This is a genomic window from Streptomyces sp. NPDC091271 (assembly GCF_044757505.1).
Classification (GTDB): Bacteria; Actinomycetota; Actinomycetes; order Streptomycetales; family Streptomycetaceae; genus Streptomyces.
Genome location: NZ_JBIVVD010000008.1, coordinates 1 through 16,755 on the forward strand (window position 1 = coordinate 1; position 16,755 = coordinate 16,755).

The window sequence follows — 16,755 nt, forward strand, 5'->3', positions numbered from 1 at the left end:
CGCCCGGTTACATTCCGAACCCGGAAGCTAAGCCTTTCAGCGCCGATGGTACTGCAGGGGGGACCCTGTGGGAGAGTAGGACGCCGCCGAACAATCTTTCAGGACCCTTGGTCCCAGCGTTCAACGCTGGGACCAAGGGTCCTTTTTGTTTTGCCGAAGCGCGTCGGATGGTCGGCTGCGCGAGAATGTCTGTGGTACCCGATGACAGGAGTCACCCCCATGTCCACCAACTCTTCCGACGACCGTCCGGAGCGCGAGCCGCGTCGCCGTGACGGCGGTGACAGGGGCGGTTTCCGTGGCGGTCGTGACGACCGGTCCGGCGCGCCTCGACGTGACACCAACGACCGTTCCGGCGGCCCCCGCCGTGACGACAGCCGTGGTGGCAGCGCCGGTGGTGGTTTCCGTCGTGACGACCGGGCTCCGCGTCGTGACGACCGTCCCAGCGGCGGCCCTCGTCGTGACGACCACCGTGGTGGCAGCGCCGGCGGCGGCTTCCGCCGTGACGACCGGGCTCCGCGTCGTGATGACGAGCGTGGTGGGTATCGCGGTGGCCAGCGCGACGACCGCGGCGGTCGCCCCAGCGGTGGTTTCGAGCGGCGCGACGACCGCGCTCCGCGTCGTGACGACCGTCCCAGCGGCGGCCCCCGCCGCGACGACAACCGCGGTGGCAGCGCCGGTGGTGGTTTCCGTCGCGATGACAGCCGTGGTGGGTACCGCGGTGGTCAGCGTGATGACCGTGGTGGTCGCCCCAGCGGTGGCTTCGAGCGTCGTGACGACCGGGCCCCGCGTCGTGACGACAGCCGTGGTGGCAGCGCGGGCGGTGGTTTCCGTCGCGATGACAGCCGTGGTGGTAGCACCGGTGGTGGTTTCCGTCGCGATGACAGCCGTGGTGGCAGCGCCGGTGGTGGTTTCCGTCGCGATGACAGCCGTGGTGGGTACCGCGGTGGTCAGCGTGACGATCGCGGTGGTCGCCCCAGCGGGGGCTTCGAGCGTCGTGACGACCGGGCCCCGCGTCGTGACGACAGCCGTGGTGGCAGCGCCGGCGGCGGTTTCCGTCGCGATGACCGGGGTGGTCGCCCCAGCGGTGGCTTCGAGCGTCGTGATGACCGTGGTGGCCGTCCCAGCGGTGGGTTCGAGCGTCGTGACGACCGTCCCAGCAGCGGCCCCCGTCGTGACGACAACCGTGGCGGCAGCGCCGGCGGCGGCTTCCGCCGTGACGACCGGGCTCCGCGTCGTGATGACGAGCGTGGTGGGTATCGCGGTGGCCAGCGCGACGACCGCGGCGGTCGCCCCAGCGGTGGCTTCGAGCGTCGCGACGACCGTGGTGGTCGCCCCAGCGGTGGTTTCGAGCGCCGTGACGACCGGGCTCCGCGCCGTGAAGACCGTCCCAGCAGCGGCCCCCGTCGTGACGACAGCCGTGGCGGCAGCGCCGGCGGCGGCTTCCGCCGCGACGACCGGGCTCCGCGTCGTGACGACAGGAGCCGTGACCGGGACCGTGCGCCCCGTCGCGACAACGACCGCGGTGGCTACCAGGGCCGCGACGACCGTGGTGGCTACCAGGGCCGTGACGACCGTGGTGGCTATCAGGGCCGCGACGACCGCGACCGTGAGCCGATCAAGCGGCTTCCCATCCCGGACGACGTCACCGGCCACGAGATCGACAAGGATGTCCGGCAGGAGCTGTACAGCCTTCCGAAGACCCTCGCCGAGGACGTTGCACGGAACCTCGTGATGGTGGCCCGCCTCCTCGACGAGGACCCGGAGCAGGCCTACGCCTACTCGCGTATCGCACTGCGTCTGGCCTCGCGCGTCGCAGCGGTGCGTGAGGCTGCCGGCTTCGCCGCGTACGCGACGCAGAAGTATGCGGAGGCACTGGCCGAGTTCAGGGCGTCCCGTCGCATGACCGGCTCCGTGGACCTGTGGCCCGTCATGGCCGACTGCGAGCGTGGACTCGGCAGGCCCGAGCGGGCGATGGACATGGCCGGTGGGCCCGAGGTCCAGAAGCTGGACAAGGCCGGCCAGGTCGAGATGCGCTTGGTCGCCGCCGGAGCCCGCAGGGACATGGGCCAGATCGACGCGGCAATCGTCACACTGCAGGGCCCCGAGCTCGCCTCCAGCGCCGTCCACTCGTGGACCCCGCGCCTGCGGTACGCGTATGCGGACGCGCTCCTGGAAGCAGGGCGCGAGGACGAGGCACGCGAGTGGTTCGGCAAGGCCCTCGAGGCGGACAAGGACGGCACGACCGATGCGTCGGACCGGCTCGCCGCGCTCGACGGTGTGGAGTTCGTCGACGCCATGGGTGAGGACGACGAGCACCCGGCCGTGGTCGAGGCCGAGGCGCCGGGCGCCGAGGAGCAGGACGACGAGGACGACGGCGTGGAGGAGTACTACGACGACGATGACGAGGAAATCGAAGAAATCGAGGACGACGACGCGGAAGGCTCCGCGAAGGCGTAAGCGCTGAAGGGCTGACAGAAGAGGGCGGCACCCGTCACGGGTGCCGCCCTCTTCTGTTTGCTGCCCGTTGCTCAGTCCGTGTCGAGAGTGCGCAGGACGAGTCCCGTGGCCGGCTTGGGGCCGAACGAGGTCGACTTACGGGGCATGGTGACGCCCTGTCTGGCCAGTTCCCGGACGACGTCCTCGCGGACCGGGTGCATCAGCACTGCCGTGGCATTGTGCCGCTCTGCCTGCTCGACGGCCGCCGCGGTGTCGTGGATGTAGGCGATGTGCTCCGGGGCGTCGGGAATCCTCCAGACGTGGTCCAGGAGTGTGGAGTGCAGCACGGTCGCATCCAGTGCGCGCCAGGCCGCCGGCTGGTCGGCACGGACCGTGCGGCTGAGGAGATCTCCGTCCGGCCGGTCGACGAGGTGGAAACTGCCGTCGCCCGCGAGCAGAAAGGCGTTGCCCCCCGCGGCGGCCTCGGTGAGTGCGTCGAGGGCCCGGGGGAGCGGTCCGCCGATCTCCCTTACCCGGAAGCTGCTGCCCAGGGCCTCGATGGCCTCGGCGACCGGAAGGCGGTGCAGCAGCCGGTGGATGGCTCGGACCCGCAGCGGATAGCGGGCGGTGTCGACGAGCAGGACGAGACCGAAGTCCCAGGGCCCGGGGGCAGACTGCTCCCGCTGGAGCCGCAGATAGGTGGCCCAGCGGTGATGGCCGTCGGCGATCAGTGCCTGGCGGTGGGAGAGATCGGACTCGATCTCCGCCCGCTCCGCAGGGTCGGAAACGGCCCAGAGACGGTGGCTGAAACCGTCCTCGGTCGTCGTGGTGAGGAGCGGAAACCGCTCCACCACCCGCTCGATGACGGCCGTCGTGCCGCACGGCCCGCCGTCTCCCGCGTAGCTGAGGAGCAGGGGCTCGAGGTGGGCGGCCGCGGTGCGCATCAGGTCGGCGCGGTCCTCCACGACATCGGCCATGACGTCCTCGTGCGGCAGCACCACACCCTCCGACGCGGGGGAGAGGGCCAGGGCCCCGATCACACCGCGCTGAAGGATGTCTCCGGCCCGCTGTTCGTAGACGTAGAGCACGGGCACCGGGTCCGGGGCGAGGACGCCCTCCGCGAGCCAGCGTTTCAGGGTGTCGGCGGCCTGCCGGTGGCGTGCGGCGGCCGTGCCGGCCTGCGGGAGGATCAGCCGGACGATGTTGTGCGGGTCCGCGGACTCCAGGTGGTGCAGCCCGTCGGGCCGGACGACGACGTCGTACGGAGGCGAGGTCACCGCCGCGAGGCTGCCGACCCGTTCGGGGACGTATCGCAGTCCACGGAAGGGGACCAGCCGCAGTCCCTCGCCGGCAGCGGGCCCGGATGTGTTCATTCGCGCATCGTATGTGCGCTCCCGCGATGCGCGATGATCGGGGGAGAAGCATGGAAAGAGGAGCGTACGCATATGAGTCAGCAGTACAGGTCCCGGCCGCTCGGAAGCGGCGTGGCGCTGAGTGAGGCGTACGACACGGCCCTGCTTGATCTCGACGGGGTGGTGTACGCGGGCGGGCACGCGATCGTCCATGCCGTGGAGTCGCTGGGCAGTGCGCGCGCGGGCGGCATGCATCTCGCGTACGTGACGAACAACGCGCTCCGGACGCCGGACGCCGTGGCGGAGCACCTGACGGAGCTCGGCGTGCCGGCCGATGCCGCTGATGTGATCACGTCGGCGCAGGCGGTGGCCCGGCTGATGGCCGATCAGCTGCCGTCCGGGGCGAAGGTGCTCGTGGTAGGCGGCGAGGGGCTGCGGGTCGCGCTGCGCGAGCGCGGCCTGGTGCCGGTGGAGTCGGCGGACGACGAACCCGTCGCCGTGGCTCAGGGGTTCGGCGGGCCGGATCTGGCATGGGGCCGCTTCTCCGAGGCGGCGTACGCGATCTCGCGCGGGGCCGTGTGGTTCGCGTCCAACACGGACCTGACGATCCCCGGCGCCCGGGGTATCGCTCCGGGCAACGGCGCGGCGGTCGAGGTCGTACGGATCGCGACCGGTGCCGAGCCGCAGGTCGCGGGCAAGCCGCTGCCGCCGATGCACCGCGAGACCGTGCTGCGGACCGGGGCGAAGCGGCCGCTGGTCGTCGGGGACCGGCTGGACACGGACATCGAGGGCGCGTTCAACGGCGGCGTGGACTCGCTGCTCGTCCTCACCGGGGTGACCGACGCGGCACAACTGGTCGCGGCCGAACCCAAGTACCGCCCGACCTATGTGGACCGGGACCTGCGTGGTCTGCTCACCGGGCAGCCCGAGGTGACGGAGGAGGACGGTGGGTTCCGCTGCGGCGGCTGGACGGCCGTGGCGCGCGGGGACGCGCTCGTGCTGGAAGGTGACGGCGACGCGATCGACGGGCTGCGAGCCATGTGCGCAGCGGCGTGGACGCATGCCGGGGACGGCTCGTGCGGGCTGGACGCGGGGAAGGCCGTGGCCAGGCTCGGGCTGTAGCGGGGGAGGCCGGCCCGCCCACGGCGCGGTGGACGTCCTGGTCGGCCCCGCTCCACGGAGCGGCGCCGGCCGGCCGGGCAGCGGTTGCCTCCGGCTCCCCCTGGTGGCCGGAACCGGAGGGTAGGCTACCCTAACCCGGTGTTGGTCGAGAGCCCTTCTGAAACGAACGCCGGTCCCGCGGCGGCGCCGGACGAGTCCGCGCGCACCGGGCGCCACGCGGCACGAGCCGTGGGGCTGCTGGTCGCCGTGGGCGTACTGGTCCTGGTGTGCCTCGCGAGTATCGCGATCGGCGCCAAGGCCCTGCCCCTCTCCGAGGTGTGGCACGGCCTGTTCCACTACTCGGGCACCAACGGCGACGTGCTCGTACGGGATGTGCGGGTCCCGCGCACCGTGCTGGGGCTGATCGTCGGGGCCGCCCTGGGGCTGGCCGGCGCCGTGATGCAGGCGCTGACCCGCAATCCGCTCGCCGAGCCCGGCCTGCTGGGTGTCAACGCGGGTGCGGCGGCGGCCGTCGTCTCCGCCATCACCTTCCTCGGCGTCACCTCGCTCACCGGATACGTCTGGTTCGCGTTCGGCGGCGCCGCGATCGTCTCCGTCGCGGTGTACGTGCTCGGCGGCAGCCGCTCCGCCAACCCCGTACGACTGGCGCTCGCCGGCACGGCGGTCACCGCGGCGCTCTTCGGATACGTCAACGCCGTACAGCTGCTGGACTCGGCGGCCCTGGACCGGCTGCGCTTCTGGACCGTGGGATCGCTGGCCTCCGCGAACCCGGAGACCGTCGGTAAGGTGTGGCCGTTCATCGCCCTGGGCGTGCTGCTCGCCCTGCTCATCGCCCGGCCGCTCAACGCGCTGGAGATGGGCGACGACACGGCCAGGGCGCTCGGCGCGCATCTGACCCGTACACGCGTCCTCGCGATGGTGGCCGTCACCCTGCTCTGCGGGGCGGCGACCGCCGCCTGCGGGCCGATCGTCTTCATCGGGCTGATGATCCCGCACCTGGTCCGCACCATCACCGGCCCGGACATGCGGTGGATCCTGCCCTACGCGGCCGTCCTCGCGCCCGTGCTGCTGCTCGGCGCCGACGTGGTGGGCAGGGTCGCCGCCCGCCCCGCCGAACTCCAGGTCGGCATCGTCACCGCGCTGCTGGGCGGGCCCGTCTTCATCCATCTCGTACGTCGCAAGAGGATGGCCCAGCTGTGAAGGCCGCACAGGACACCACGAAGACCGTCCACGCCGTGCGGACGGCCGGCGGGCTCTCCTTCCGGGTGGACGCACGGGCGTTCGCGGTGATCGCGCTGCTCGTCGCGGCGGCGGCCTTCGCCGCCGTGGTGCTGATAGGCAGCGGCGACTACTCGATGTCACCCGGACAGGTCGTCACCACCCTGTTCGGCAACGGAACCTTCCAGCAGGAGTTCATCGTCACCGAACTGCGGCTGCCGAGGGTCCTCGTCGGGCTGCTCGTCGGCGCGGCGCTCGGTGTCGGCGGCGCCGTCTTCCAGAGCGTCTCGCGCAATCCGCTCGGCAGTCCGGACGTCCTCGGCTTCGGCCAGGGTGCCGCGGTCGGTGCCCTCACCGTGATCGTGCTCTTCCACGGCGGACCGACCGAGGTCGCCGCGGGCGCAGTCGGCGGCGGCCTGCTGACGGGCGTCGCCGTCTACCTGCTGGCCTGGAGGCGCGGGGTGCACGGCTACCGGCTCGTCCTGGTCGGCATCGGCGCCGCCGCGATGCTCACCGCCGCGATCCACTATCTGATCACCAAGGCCAACCTCGTCGACGCCACCCGCGCCGTCGTCTGGATGACCGGCTCGCTGGACGGCCGGGACTGGGCCCAGGTCTGGCCGCTCCTCGCGGTCTGCTGCGTCCTGTTCCCCCTGATCCTCGGCCACGGACGGGCGCTGCGCATGATCGAGATGGGCGACGACGCCGCCCACTCCCTGGGCGTACGGGTCGAACGCACCCGGCTCGTCCTGCTGGGCTGCGCCGTGCTGCTCGTCGCCGTCGCCACCGCCGCCGCCGGACCCATCGTCTTCGTCTCGCTCAGCGCCCCGCAGGTCGCCCGCCGCCTCACCCGCGCACCCGGTCCCAACCTGGCCGCCGCGGCCGCCACGGGGGCGGCCCTGCTGCTCGTCGCCGACTGGACCGCCATGAACGCCTTCGGGGACCGCCAGCTCCCGGTGGGCGTCGTCACCGGCGTACTCGGCGGCTGCTACCTGCTGTGGCTCCTCGTGTCCGAGCGCAGGGCGGGCCGCATATGAAGCCGGGCACGCAGACCAACCCCACCGACTCCGGGAGTACGACCATGCAGCGCCTCATCGCGGACTCGGTGACCCTCGGCTACGACCAGCGGGTCATCGCCGAGAACCTCTCGGTCGAGATCCCCGACAACTCCTTCACGGTCATCGTCGGCCCCAACGCCTGCGGCAAGTCGACCCTGCTGCGCGCCCTCTCCCGGATGCTGAAGCCGAACGCCGGGGACGTCCTGCTGGACGGGCAGTCCATCCACCGGATGCCCGCGAAGAAGGTCGCCAGGACGCTCGGCCTGCTGCCCCAGTCCTCCATAGCCCCGGACGGCATCACCGTCGCCGACCTCGTCTCACGCGGCCGTTACCCCCACCAGGGGCTGCTGCGCCAGTGGTCACCCGAGGACGAGCGCATCGTGAAGGAGTCAATGGAGTCGACCGGTGTCGGAGAGCTCGCCGACCGATACGTCGACGAGCTGTCCGGCGGCCAGCGCCAGCGGGTCTGGATCGCCATGGCCCTCGCCCAGCAGACCCCGCTCCTGCTGCTGGACGAGCCGACCACGTATCTCGACATCCAGCACCAGATCGACGTGCTCGACCTCTGCGCGGAACTCCACGAGACGCAGGGCCGCACCCTCGTCGCCGTGCTCCACGACCTCAATCACGCCGCCCGGTACGCCACCCACCTCATCGCCATGCGCGAGGGCGCGGTCATCGCCGAGGGCGCGCCCGGTGACGTCGTCACCGCGCAGCTCGTGGAGGAGGTCTTCGGGATGCGGTGCCAGGTCATCGACGATCCGGAGACGGGGACGCCGCTCGTCGTCCCCGCCGCCCGCAGGAAGCGCACGGCGGCCTCCGTCTGAGGCCGCGCCGGTCACAGCAGCGACTTGAGCTTCAGCAGATCGCGGAAACCGGCCTCCAACCGCACCCGGCCGGAGGCCCAGGCCTTCGCGAAGTTCAGCTCGCCGTCGACCATGGCCACGAGGTCGTCCCCGGTCATCGCGAGCCGGATCTCGGCCTTCTCCCTGGGCGGGCCGTCGTACGTGTCCAGCACCCGGATCCGGCCGTTCGCCAGCCGTCCGGTGAACGTCACGTCGAGATCCCTGATGTGGCAGCTCAGCGAGCGGTCGAGGTCGGCGGCGCCGCGGACGTCGCCGTCCGCCCCCGCCAGATTGTCGGAAAGTGTGTCGAGTGCGCTGCGGCACTCCGCCATGGTCGCCATCGTCACCGACGGTACACCGGCCCTTCGGGGTAGCGTTCCCGTATGAGCGACTGGATGCCGGGGCCGGACACGGCGCAGCAGGGTGAGGCGGCCGAAGCGGACGCGGCGCCGCCCGCCGCGCCTCCCGCGCCCTCCTTCGACCCCGCCCCGCCCGCACCCCTCGGCGTCGCACGCACCCCGACGGGGCACGCCGGGGTGGACGCCCGGCTGGAGCGGCTGGCCGACGCCGACCACCTCGCGGCGGACGGCCACACCGAGGTGTACGAGGATGTACACCGTGGGCTGCGTGACGAACTCACCGCGCTGGACGCACGGCCCGCACCCGCACCGACGCCCGCGCACGACAACAGGAGCTGAACCGAACGTGGCAGGAGTGGCACGTCGCCGCCTCGACGCCGAGCTGGTACGCCGCAAGCTCGCCCGCTCGCGCGAGCACGCGAGCCAGCTGATCGCAGCGGGGCGGGTGACCGTCGGCGGGAACACCGCGACCAAGCCGGCCACCCAGGTCGAGACCAGTGCCGCCGTCGTCGTCGTCAAGGACGACAGCGACCCCGAGTACGTCTCGCGCGGCGGGCACAAACTCGCAGGCGCCCTCGCCGCCTTCGAGCCCCGGGGCCTGAAGGTCGAAGGCCGGCGGGCGCTGGACGCCGGTGCCTCGACCGGAGGCTTCACCGATGTGCTGCTCCGGGCCGGCGCAGGCCACGTCGTGGCGGTGGACGTCGGCTACGGGCAGCTCGCCTGGTCCCTGCAGTCCGATGAACGCGTCACCGTCAAGGACCGCACCAACGTGCGCGAGTTGACGGTGGAGCAGATCGACGGGAAGCCGGTGGACCTGGTGGTGGGAGACCTCTCGTTCATCCCGCTCGGCCTGGTGCTGCCCGCACTCGCGCGCTGCGCCGCCCCCGACGCCGACCTGGTGCTCATGGTCAAGCCGCAGTTCGAGGTGGGCAAGGAGCGCCTCGGCAGCGGCGGTGTCGTCCGCAGCCCGGAGCTGCGGGCCGAAGCCGTACGGGAAGTGGCGCGCCGGGCCGGTCTGCTGGGCCTCGGTGTCCAAGGGGTGACGGCGAGTCCGCTGCCCGGCCCGTCGGGAAACGTCGAGTATTTTCTGTGGCTGCGGGCCGGCGCACCTGAGCTGGATCCCGCGGACGTCGACCGCGCAGTGGCGGAGGGGCCCCGTTGACAACGCAAGCCGCACAACCAGGGAACGCGGAACGCACCGTCTTCCTGCTGGCGCACACCGGCCGCCCGGCCGCGATCCGCAGCGCCGAGCTCGTCGTCCAGGGCCTGCTGCGCAACGGCCTCGGCGTCCGGGTGCTGGCCGTGGAGGCGCAGGACCTGCCGCTGCCCTCGTCCGTGGTCAAGGTCACGGACGCGACACCCACGGCCGTGGACGGCTGCGAGCTCCTGATCGTCCTCGGCGGGGACGGGACGCTGCTGCGCGGGGCCGAGATCTCCCGCGCCTCGGGCGTGCCGATGCTCGGCGTCAACCTCGGGCGGGTCGGCTTCCTCGCCGAGGCCGAGCGTGACGACCTGGACAAGGTCGTCGACCGCGTCGTCACCCGGGCGTACCAGGTCGAGGAGCGGATGACCCTCGATGTCATCGTGCACAGCAACGGCGACATCGTGCACACCGACTGGGCGCTCAACGAGGCCGCCGTCCAGAAGGTCTCGCCCGAGCGGATGCTCGAAGTGGTCCTGGAGATCGACGGCCGTCCGGTGACCGGCTTCGGATGCGACGGGATCGTCTGCGCCACCCCGACCGGCTCGACCGCGTACGCCTTCTCGGCGGGCGGCCCCGTCGTATGGCCGGAGGTCGAGGCGCTTCTCATGGTGCCGATCAGCGCCCACGCACTGTTCGCGAAGCCGCTGGTGACCTCGCCCGACTCGGTGCTGGCGGTCGAGGTCCAGCCGCACACCCCGCACGGGGTGCTGTGGTGCGACGGCCGCCGGACGGTCGAGCTGCCCGCGGGGGCCAGGGTGGAGGTGCGGCGCGGCGCGGTGCCCGTACGGCTCGCGCGGCTGCACCAGGCGTCGTTCACCGACCGCCTGGTGGCCAAGTTCGCGCTGCCCGTACAGGGCTGGCGGGGCGCTCCGCACTGATTTCCCGGGCCGCTGCTCACACCCGCGTGAGTGAATCCTTCACCGGGGCCCGTCGCACACCGGGCCCCGGACCTCGTAAGGTCATGTCCGTGTTGGAGGAGATGCGGATACGGTCGCTCGGAGTCATCGACGACGCGGTGGTGGAGCTGTCACCCGGTTTCACCGCGGTGACGGGCGAGACCGGCGCGGGCAAGACCATGGTCGTCACCAGCCTCGGGCTGCTGCTCGGCGGGCGCGCCGACCCCGCCCTCGTGCGGGTCGGCGCCAAGGCCGCGGTCGTCGAGGGGCGGATCACGGTGTCCCGGGGCGACGCGGCGGCGGTGCGCGCCGAGGAGGCCGGGGGCGAGATCGAGGACGGTGCGCTGATCATCAGCCGTACCGTTTCGGCGGAAGGGCGGTCCCGGGCCCATCTCGGAGGCAGATCCGTGCCCGTGGGGCTGCTCGCCGAGCTCGCCGACGAGCTCGTCGCCGTGCACGGCCAGACCGACCAGCAGGGACTGCTCAAGCCCGCACGGCAGCGCCAGGCCCTCGACCGCTACGCCGGGGGAGGTGTCGAGGGCCCGCACACCAAGTACGCGGCGGCCTACCGGCGGCTCCGCGCGGTCGTCACCGAGCTCGACGAGCTGACCACCCGGGCCAGGGAACGCGCCCAGGAGGCGGACCTGCTGCGCTTCGGCCTCGACGAGGTCGCCGCCGTGGAGCCGCTGCCAGGCGAGGACACCGAACTCGCGGCGGAGGCCGAGAGGCTCGGCCACGCCGAGGCGCTCGCCTCCGCGGCCGCGCTCGCCCACACGGCGCTCGCGGGGAATCCGGAGGACCCGGAAGGCGTGGACGCCACCACGGTGGTGGCGGCCGCCGGACAGTCCCTGGACGCCGTACGGGCACACGATCCCGCGCTCGCCGCGCTCGCCGACCGGATCGGCGAGATCTCGATCCTGCTCGCCGACGTGGCAGGGGAGCTCGCCGGATACGCCGACCAGCTCGACGCCGACCCGCTGCGGCTCGCCGTCGTGGAGGAACGGCGTGCCGCGCTCACCGCGCTCACCCGTAAATACGGCCGGGCCGGTGGGGACACAGCCTCCGTGCTCGCCTGGGCCGAGGACGGCGCCTCCCGGCTGACCGAACTCGAGGGCGACGACGACAGGATCGGTGAGCTGACGGCGGAGCGCGACGCGCTGCGCGTCGAGCTCTCGGCCCTCGGCCAGGAACTGACCGACGCGCGGACCGAGGCGGCGGCGCGCTTCGCCGAGGCCGTCACCGAGGAGCTGGCGTCACTCGCGATGCCGCACGCCCGGGTCTCCTTCGCCATCGGGCAGACCGAGGCGCCGGACGAGGAGTCCGGCATCGACATCGGCGGCCGCAGCGTGCTGTACGGGCCCTCCGGCGCCGACGAGGTGGAGCTCCTGCTGGCGCCGCACCCCGGCGCCCAGCCCAGGCCGATCGCCAAGGGCGCCTCCGGTGGTGAGCTGTCCCGGGTGATGCTCGCCGTCGAGGTGGTCTTCGCGGGCTCCGATCCCGTGCCGACGTACCTCTTCGACGAGGTCGACGCGGGCGTCGGCGGCAAGGCGGCCGTCGAGGTCGGCCGGCGGCTGGCGAAGCTCGCCAGGTCCGCGCAGGTCGTCGTGGTCACCCACCTGCCGCAGGTGGCCGCCTTCGCCGACCGGCAGCTGCTGGTCGAGAAGACCGTGGACGGATCGGTGACCAGGAGCGGCGTCACGGTCCTCGAAGGCGAGGACCGGGTGCGTGAGCTCTCCCGGATGCTCGCCGGGCAGGAGGACTCGGAGACCGCCCGGGCGCACGCCGAGGAGCTGCTGGAGACCGCGCGAGCGGACGGATAGCGGCCCGCCGGCGTCAGTCTCGCGCCGCCCGCCTCACTCGTACGGGTGGGGCGGGCCGCCCGGCCGTCGACGCGAGGACGGGAACAACGTTTCTTCGGTCCCGGAACGTGCGTACGGACTGGCATCCTTGGCGCTGTACTTGTCACCGACTCGGGATCCCCGGGAGCCAATCAACGTGTCACAGCTGCGTACGGTCCAAGTCCTGGGCGGCGGTGCCGGAAGCAGCGCTCATGTCAGCTCGCTCGCCGCGGGTCTGGTGGCCAGAGGCGTGCAGGTCACCGTCTGCGCCCCGGCCGGCTCCGGCCGCGCCCACGGCCTCCCCGCGACGGGCGCCCGCTTCGTCGCGGTACCCCGGCGCAGCGACCCCGCGGCCGTCGCCGCTCTCCGTACCGCCTGCACCGGGGCGGACATCGTCCACGCCCACGGGTTGCACGCCGCCGTACGCGCCGGGATCGCCCTCAGCGGCCGGGGCATCCCCCTGGTCGTGACCTGGCACACGCGCACCCACGCGGACGGGACCCGCGGCAGGCTGCTGCGGCTGCTGGAGCGGAGGGCCGCACGCGCGGCCGCCGTCGTCCTGGGCACCTCGTGGGAGCTGGTCGACCGGGCCCGCCGCCGGGGCGCCAGGGACGCCCGGCTCGCACCGGCCGCGATCCCCGCGAGCCGCTACCCGGACACCCCCGACGACGGCAAGGCGCGCGCCGAACTGGGCGCGATCGGAAGGCCGTTGCTGGTGTCGGTGGCGCAGCACGACCACGAGACACTGCTGGACGCGGCGCGCGGGTGGAGAGCCCTGGACCCCGCGCCGCTGCTGGCCGTCGCGGGGGAGGGGCCCCGGGCCGGTGCCCTCCGACGACGGATCGCGGCGGAGGGGCTGCCCGTCGTCCTCACCGGCGGCTCGGACGGCATCGGCGAACTCCTCGCCGCCGCCGACATCGCCGTACTGTCCGGTCGCGGGGAGGGCGGGCCGCTGCTCGCCCAGGAGGCCCTGCGGCTCGGCGTCCCGCTGGTCGCGGCCCGGGCCGACGGACTGCCCGAACTCGTCGGCGAAGCAGCAGAGCTGGTTCCGTACGGGGACGCCGATGCGCTGGCCGGAGCCGTCGTACGGCTCCTCGGCGACCCCGGGCGACGGGAGCGGCTCGCCGACTCGGGGCGCGCACAGGCCGAGAGCTGGCCGACCGAGGACGACACGGTCGCCCATGTGCTCTCCGTCTACGACGAGTTGGCGCAGCCCCTGGCGGCCGCCCGCGGCTGACCTGTCAGCGGGTGTGGCGGCGGGCCCGCAGGGCCAGGCTCAGGGCGAGCACCGCCTGCGGGTCGTCCAGGTCCGTGCCGAGCAGTTCACCGATGCGGGCCAGCCGGTTGTAGAGCGTCTGCCGGTTCAGATGCAGTTCGCGCGCGGCCTCCGCCTTGCGGCCCGCATGGGCGAGGTACGCCTCCAGAGTGGGCAGCAGGGCGGGACGCGACGTCCGGTCGTGTTCGCGCAGCGGCCCGATCGCCCGGTCCACGAAGGACTCCAGGTCCGGTTGGTCCCGCAGCCGCCACAGCAGCAGATCGATGTCCAGGCTGCGCGCGTCGTACCAGGGGCGCTCCCCGAGCCCCTGCGCGGCCGTCGCCGCCTCCGCCGCGTGCCGCAGCCCAGCGCCCGCCGCCGCCCAGCCGCCCGCGGCCCCCACCACCACGACGACCGGCGTACGGTCACCGGCCCGCTCCAGGCCGGCCCGCCCGGCCCCGGCCCGCAGCGCGGTCGCCACCCGGTCACCGAGCGCCGCGCGGGTGGTCCCCGGACGCAGCGCCAGCAGCAGCGGGACCCTGCCCTCCACCGGGCGCACCCCCACCAGCACCGGCGCGCCCACCGCCGCGAGCTCCTCCGTCACGGCGCGGGCCAGCAGCGCCCAGCTGCCCGACGGCGCCGACTCGGGCGCGAGCCTCATCACCACTGGCAGCAGTGGATCCCCGCCCGGCCGGAAGCCCAGCACACCGGCCTGCGCGGGAGCGTCCTCGGGAGCGATCCGGCCCTCGGCGAGATCCGTGAGGAAGTCGCCGCGTCCCCGCGCCGCCACCTCGTCCTCCTGACGGGCCTGCATCAGCACGACCGCCAGGATGCCCGCCGCCCGTTCGGCCGCCATCCGGTGCACCGTCACCAGCGGGCCCGACACCGCGAGCAGCACCAGCCGCGCCCGTACGGAACCGGCCCCGGGGCCGCCTCCCGGCACCTCCACCAGGAGCGCGCCGGCCGGTGGCGCCTCACGGGCCGCACGGGCCCCGCGCAGCCCCTCCCAGACCTGCAGCGGATCGGTGCCCACCGGCCCGGCCCCCGCGGCGAACAGCAGCCGGCCGTCCGGAGTCTCCAGGAAGACCGGGTTCGCGGCGAAGTCCGCCAGGATCCCCAGGACCTGCGGCACCCCGCCACCGCCGAGCACCGCCTGTGTGCACCGCCGGTGGACCTCCTCCGCCCGCTGGAGCAGAGCGTAGTGACCGTTGACGATCTCGGTGTGGATCTCCTCGGTCACCGCCACGAACGGCACCTCGCGGTGCAGCTGCACGAGCGGCAGCCCCGCCGTCCTCGCCGCCTCCACGATCGCCGTCGGCAGCCGCTCGAAACGCGGCCCGAGCTCCACGACCAGCGCGGCGATTCCGCGGTCGGCCAGCTTGCGGACGTAGGCGCGCTGGTCGGCGGGCCGCGAACCGAGGCCGAGACCCGTGGAGAGCAGCAGCTCCCCGCCCTTGAGCAGCGCGGGGATGTTCGGCGCCTCCCCGGCGTGCACCCAGCGCACCGTCCGCTCCAGCCGGTCCGCGCAGGTCAGCACCTCCGGCAGTCCGGCGCGCAGCCCCGGCAGCTCCAGGGCCCGCCGCACGGTGATCCCGCCCTCTGTCTCCACCGGTTCCGGCCTCGTGCTTCCGTATCGGCGCCTGCGCGCTCGTGCTCCGTCCACGTGGGGCGCGAACGCCCCCGGTCAGGAAGTTACCCGCCCCTCGCCGGGCGCGTCACACCGCGGCCACGGCCGGCTTGACGTTGTGGTTCAGATGGAACACGTTGTCCGGGTCGTAGCGTGCCTTGACCCGGGACAGCCGCTCGTAGGCGTGCTCCCCGAAGCCCGCGACGACCCGCTCCTGGCCCTCCCGCCCGATGAAGTTGAGATAGACCGCGCCGCTCGCCCACGGCATGACCGCCCCGCGCACCCGGCGCACCCACTCCCTGCCCTGCTCGTCCTCGGCCTCGCTCTCCCAGACGCCGAACGGATGCACCGCCCACGGGGAGGAGCGCCAGGGCAGCGGGTAGTCGGCGGGCCCCCGGGCGACCGCGCCGCCCATCGGGAACAGCACATGCTGCGAACCGGAGGGGACGGGCATCGTGGCGGCACCGGCGCAGAAGGCGGCCGTGGCCTCGTCGGGAAGGCCGTCCAGATACTCCGCGGACCAGTAGTTCCGCATGCCGGGCGGGTCGTCGAGCATGCACTGCAGGTCCGCGTAGTCGACCGCGTCGATCACCCCGGCCTCGCGCTCCAGCGCCAGCAGGGGTGCCGCGACCTCGCGCAGTTCCGCCTCCGTACCCGCGTAGGTGACCAGGACCGCGCACACGAGGTGGCCCACCAGGCCCTCGGGCACCCACTCCTCGGGCGGCCCGGTGATGTAGATACAGGCACCGCCCGCCGCGTCCGGGGCGGACTCCATCACGTCCCGGTACGTACGGACCGCTTCCGGGCCGTTCTCGGGGCGGAGCAGGAGCAGCGCCATGCTCATCGCCGGCAGGTCGTGGAGCCGCAGCGTCAGGGAGGTGACCACACCGAAATTGCCGCCGCCGCCATGGAGCGCCCAGAAGAGCTCCGGGTTCTCCTGCGCGCTCGTGTGTACGGAGCCGCCGTCGGCCGTGACCACCTCGGCGGCCAGCAGATTGTCACAGGCCAGCCCGAAGGCGCGCTCCAGCCACCCCGAACCGCCGCCCAGCGTGAAGCCGCCGACGCCTGTGGTGGAGACCCGCCCGCCCGTGGTCGCCAGGGCGTACGGCTGGGTGGCCCGGTCCAGATCGCTCATGGTGGCTCCGCCGCCGACGCGGGCCGAGCGGGCGTCCCGGTCGACCTCCACCGCGCGCATCCGCCGCAGGTCGATCACCAGACCGCCCTCGCTCAAAGCCATGCCCGCCACGCTGTGACCGCCCCCGCGCACGGCGACCTCCAGGCCCTCCTCGCGTGCGAAACGGAGAGCCCGCGCGACATCCGCCTCGGAGGCGCACTGGGCCACCACCGCGGGTCTGCGGTCGATCATGCTGTTGAAGACGGTCCGTGCCTCGTCGTAGCCCGGATCGCCGGGGACATGGATCCCGCCGGCGAAACCGGAGCGGAGACCGGCCGGAGCGGAGTCCGTCGCAGGGGTGCGGGGCGTCATGGCGTGCCCCCTTCGCAAGGCGTGACAGGGCCCTTCCATCGTAGGTCCGGCCGTGGAAG

15 protein-coding genes and 1 rRNA gene are annotated in these 16,755 nt (G+C 73.2%); 11 read left to right on the forward strand and 5 right to left on the reverse strand.

Going from position 1 to position 16,755, the window contains the following annotated elements; genetic code table 11:
• A 5S ribosomal RNA gene (gene rrf, locus ACIQM3_RS29800) occupies positions 1 to 92 on the forward strand; the annotation flags it as partial.
• A gap of 28 nt (positions 93 to 120) precedes the next feature.
• On the opposite strand, the gene ACIQM3_RS29805 is transcribed toward rrf, so the two are convergent.
• Positions 121 to 1,653 carry a hypothetical protein gene (locus tag ACIQM3_RS29805; protein WP_401629815.1) on the reverse strand — a complete coding sequence of 511 codons (1,533 nt, stop codon included), beginning with the start codon at positions 1,651 to 1,653 and terminating at the stop codon, positions 121 to 123.
• Positions 1,654 to 1,731: 78 nt separating this feature from the next.
• Between ACIQM3_RS29805 and ACIQM3_RS29810 the strand changes: the two genes are divergently transcribed.
• On the forward strand, positions 1,732 to 2,457 hold the full coding sequence (locus tag ACIQM3_RS29810; protein WP_401629818.1) for a hypothetical protein: 726 nt from the start codon (positions 1,732 to 1,734) through the stop codon (positions 2,455 to 2,457).
• A gap of 71 nt (positions 2,458 to 2,528) precedes the next feature.
• Here the strand turns inward: ACIQM3_RS29810 and ACIQM3_RS29815 are convergent, their stop codons facing one another.
• The gene (locus ACIQM3_RS29815) at positions 2,529 to 3,809 is read right to left on the reverse strand and encodes a DUF1015 family protein (RefSeq protein WP_401629821.1); all 1,281 of its coding nucleotides are present in this window, start codon (positions 3,807 to 3,809) and stop codon (positions 2,529 to 2,531) included.
• A 72-nt stretch (positions 3,810 to 3,881) separates the two neighbouring features.
• Here ACIQM3_RS29815 and ACIQM3_RS29820 point away from each other — a divergent pair, with 72 nt between their 5' ends.
• The 4 genes from ACIQM3_RS29820 to ACIQM3_RS29835 all read left to right on the forward strand — a co-directional run bounded on the left by ACIQM3_RS29820 (position 3,882) and on the right by ACIQM3_RS29835 (position 8,013).
• Entirely contained in the window at positions 3,882 to 4,910 is a 1,029-nt protein-coding gene (locus tag ACIQM3_RS29820; RefSeq protein WP_401629824.1) for an HAD hydrolase-like protein, read from the forward strand.
• A gap of 138 nt (positions 4,911 to 5,048) precedes the next feature.
• A complete protein-coding gene (locus ACIQM3_RS29825) occupies positions 5,049 to 6,110 on the forward strand; it encodes a FecCD family ABC transporter permease (protein WP_401629827.1) in 1,062 nt (353 codons plus the stop codon).
• Positions 6,107 to 7,165, forward strand: coding sequence for a FecCD family ABC transporter permease (locus ACIQM3_RS29830; protein ID WP_401629830.1), 1,059 nt, complete (start codon positions 6,107 to 6,109; stop codon positions 7,163 to 7,165). The genes ACIQM3_RS29825 and ACIQM3_RS29830 overlap by 4 nt, the downstream gene beginning before the upstream one ends.
• A 44-nt stretch (positions 7,166 to 7,209) precedes the next feature.
• On the forward strand, positions 7,210 to 8,013 hold the full coding sequence (locus ACIQM3_RS29835) for an ABC transporter ATP-binding protein (RefSeq protein ID WP_401629833.1): 804 nt from the start codon (positions 7,210 to 7,212) through the stop codon (positions 8,011 to 8,013).
• Between the two features lie 11 nt (positions 8,014 to 8,024).
• Here the strand turns inward: ACIQM3_RS29835 and ACIQM3_RS29840 are convergent, their stop codons facing one another.
• Positions 8,025 to 8,372 carry an alkyl sulfatase C-terminal domain-containing protein gene (locus tag ACIQM3_RS29840; RefSeq protein ID WP_393757852.1) on the reverse strand — a complete coding sequence of 116 codons (348 nt, stop codon included), beginning with the start codon at positions 8,370 to 8,372 and terminating at the stop codon, positions 8,025 to 8,027.
• Between the two features lie 42 nt (positions 8,373 to 8,414).
• Between ACIQM3_RS29840 and ACIQM3_RS29845 the strand changes: the two genes are divergently transcribed.
• From ACIQM3_RS29845 to ACIQM3_RS29865, 5 genes are all read left to right on the forward strand, one after another.
• Positions 8,415 to 8,729: a hypothetical protein gene (locus tag ACIQM3_RS29845; protein ID WP_401629836.1), complete on the forward strand. Its 315-nt coding sequence runs from the start codon at positions 8,415 to 8,417 to the stop codon at positions 8,727 to 8,729.
• Between the two features lie 7 nt (positions 8,730 to 8,736).
• Positions 8,737 to 9,552, forward strand: a complete 816-nt coding sequence (locus ACIQM3_RS29850) for a TlyA family RNA methyltransferase (RefSeq protein ID WP_401629839.1) — start codon at positions 8,737 to 8,739, stop codon at positions 9,550 to 9,552.
• Positions 9,549 to 10,472 carry an NAD kinase gene (locus ACIQM3_RS29855; protein ID WP_401629842.1) on the forward strand — a complete coding sequence of 308 codons (924 nt, stop codon included), beginning with the start codon at positions 9,549 to 9,551 and terminating at the stop codon, positions 10,470 to 10,472. The genes ACIQM3_RS29850 and ACIQM3_RS29855 overlap by 4 nt, the downstream gene beginning before the upstream one ends.
• A gap of 83 nt (positions 10,473 to 10,555) precedes the next feature.
• A complete protein-coding gene (recN, locus tag ACIQM3_RS29860) occupies positions 10,556 to 12,310 on the forward strand; it encodes a DNA repair protein RecN (RefSeq protein WP_401629844.1) in 1,755 nt (584 codons plus the stop codon).
• Between the two features lie 175 nt (positions 12,311 to 12,485).
• Entirely contained in the window at positions 12,486 to 13,565 is a 1,080-nt protein-coding gene (locus ACIQM3_RS29865; protein WP_401629847.1) for a glycosyltransferase family 4 protein, read from the forward strand.
• Between the two features lie 4 nt (positions 13,566 to 13,569).
• Here ACIQM3_RS29865 and ACIQM3_RS29870 read toward each other — a convergent pair whose 3' ends face one another.
• Positions 13,570 to 15,192: a PucR family transcriptional regulator gene (locus ACIQM3_RS29870; protein WP_401629849.1), complete on the reverse strand. Its 1,623-nt coding sequence runs from the start codon at positions 15,190 to 15,192 to the stop codon at positions 13,570 to 13,572.
• Between the two features lie 106 nt (positions 15,193 to 15,298).
• On the reverse strand, positions 15,299 to 16,696 hold the full coding sequence (locus tag ACIQM3_RS29875; RefSeq protein WP_401629851.1) for an FAD-binding oxidoreductase: 1,398 nt from the start codon (positions 16,694 to 16,696) through the stop codon (positions 15,299 to 15,301).
• Between the last annotated feature and the right edge of the window lie 59 nt (positions 16,697 to 16,755).

Bases quoted from the DNA above. Each gene is read 5' to 3' on its own strand.
- ACIQM3_RS29810 (WP_401629818.1), top strand. From the start codon at position 1,732: ATGGTGGCCCGCCTCCTCGACGAGGACCCGGAGCAGGCCTACGCCTAC.
- ACIQM3_RS29815 (WP_401629821.1), bottom strand. From the start codon at position 3,809: ATGAACACATCCGGGCCCGCTGCCGGCGAGGGACTGCGGCTGGTCCCC.
- ACIQM3_RS29820 (WP_401629824.1), top strand. From the start codon at position 3,882: ATGAGTCAGCAGTACAGGTCCCGGCCGCTCGGAAGCGGCGTGGCGCTG.
- ACIQM3_RS29835 (WP_401629833.1), top strand. From the start codon at position 7,210: ATGCAGCGCCTCATCGCGGACTCGGTGACCCTCGGCTACGACCAGCGG.
- ACIQM3_RS29840 (WP_393757852.1), bottom strand. From the start codon at position 8,372: ATGGCGACCATGGCGGAGTGCCGCAGCGCACTCGACACACTTTCCGAC.
- ACIQM3_RS29845 (WP_401629836.1), top strand. From the start codon at position 8,415: ATGAGCGACTGGATGCCGGGGCCGGACACGGCGCAGCAGGGTGAGGCG.
- recN (WP_401629844.1), top strand. From the start codon at position 10,556: ATGTCCGTGTTGGAGGAGATGCGGATACGGTCGCTCGGAGTCATCGAC.
- ACIQM3_RS29875 (WP_401629851.1), bottom strand. From the start codon at position 16,696: ATGACGCCCCGCACCCCTGCGACGGACTCCGCTCCGGCCGGTCTCCGC.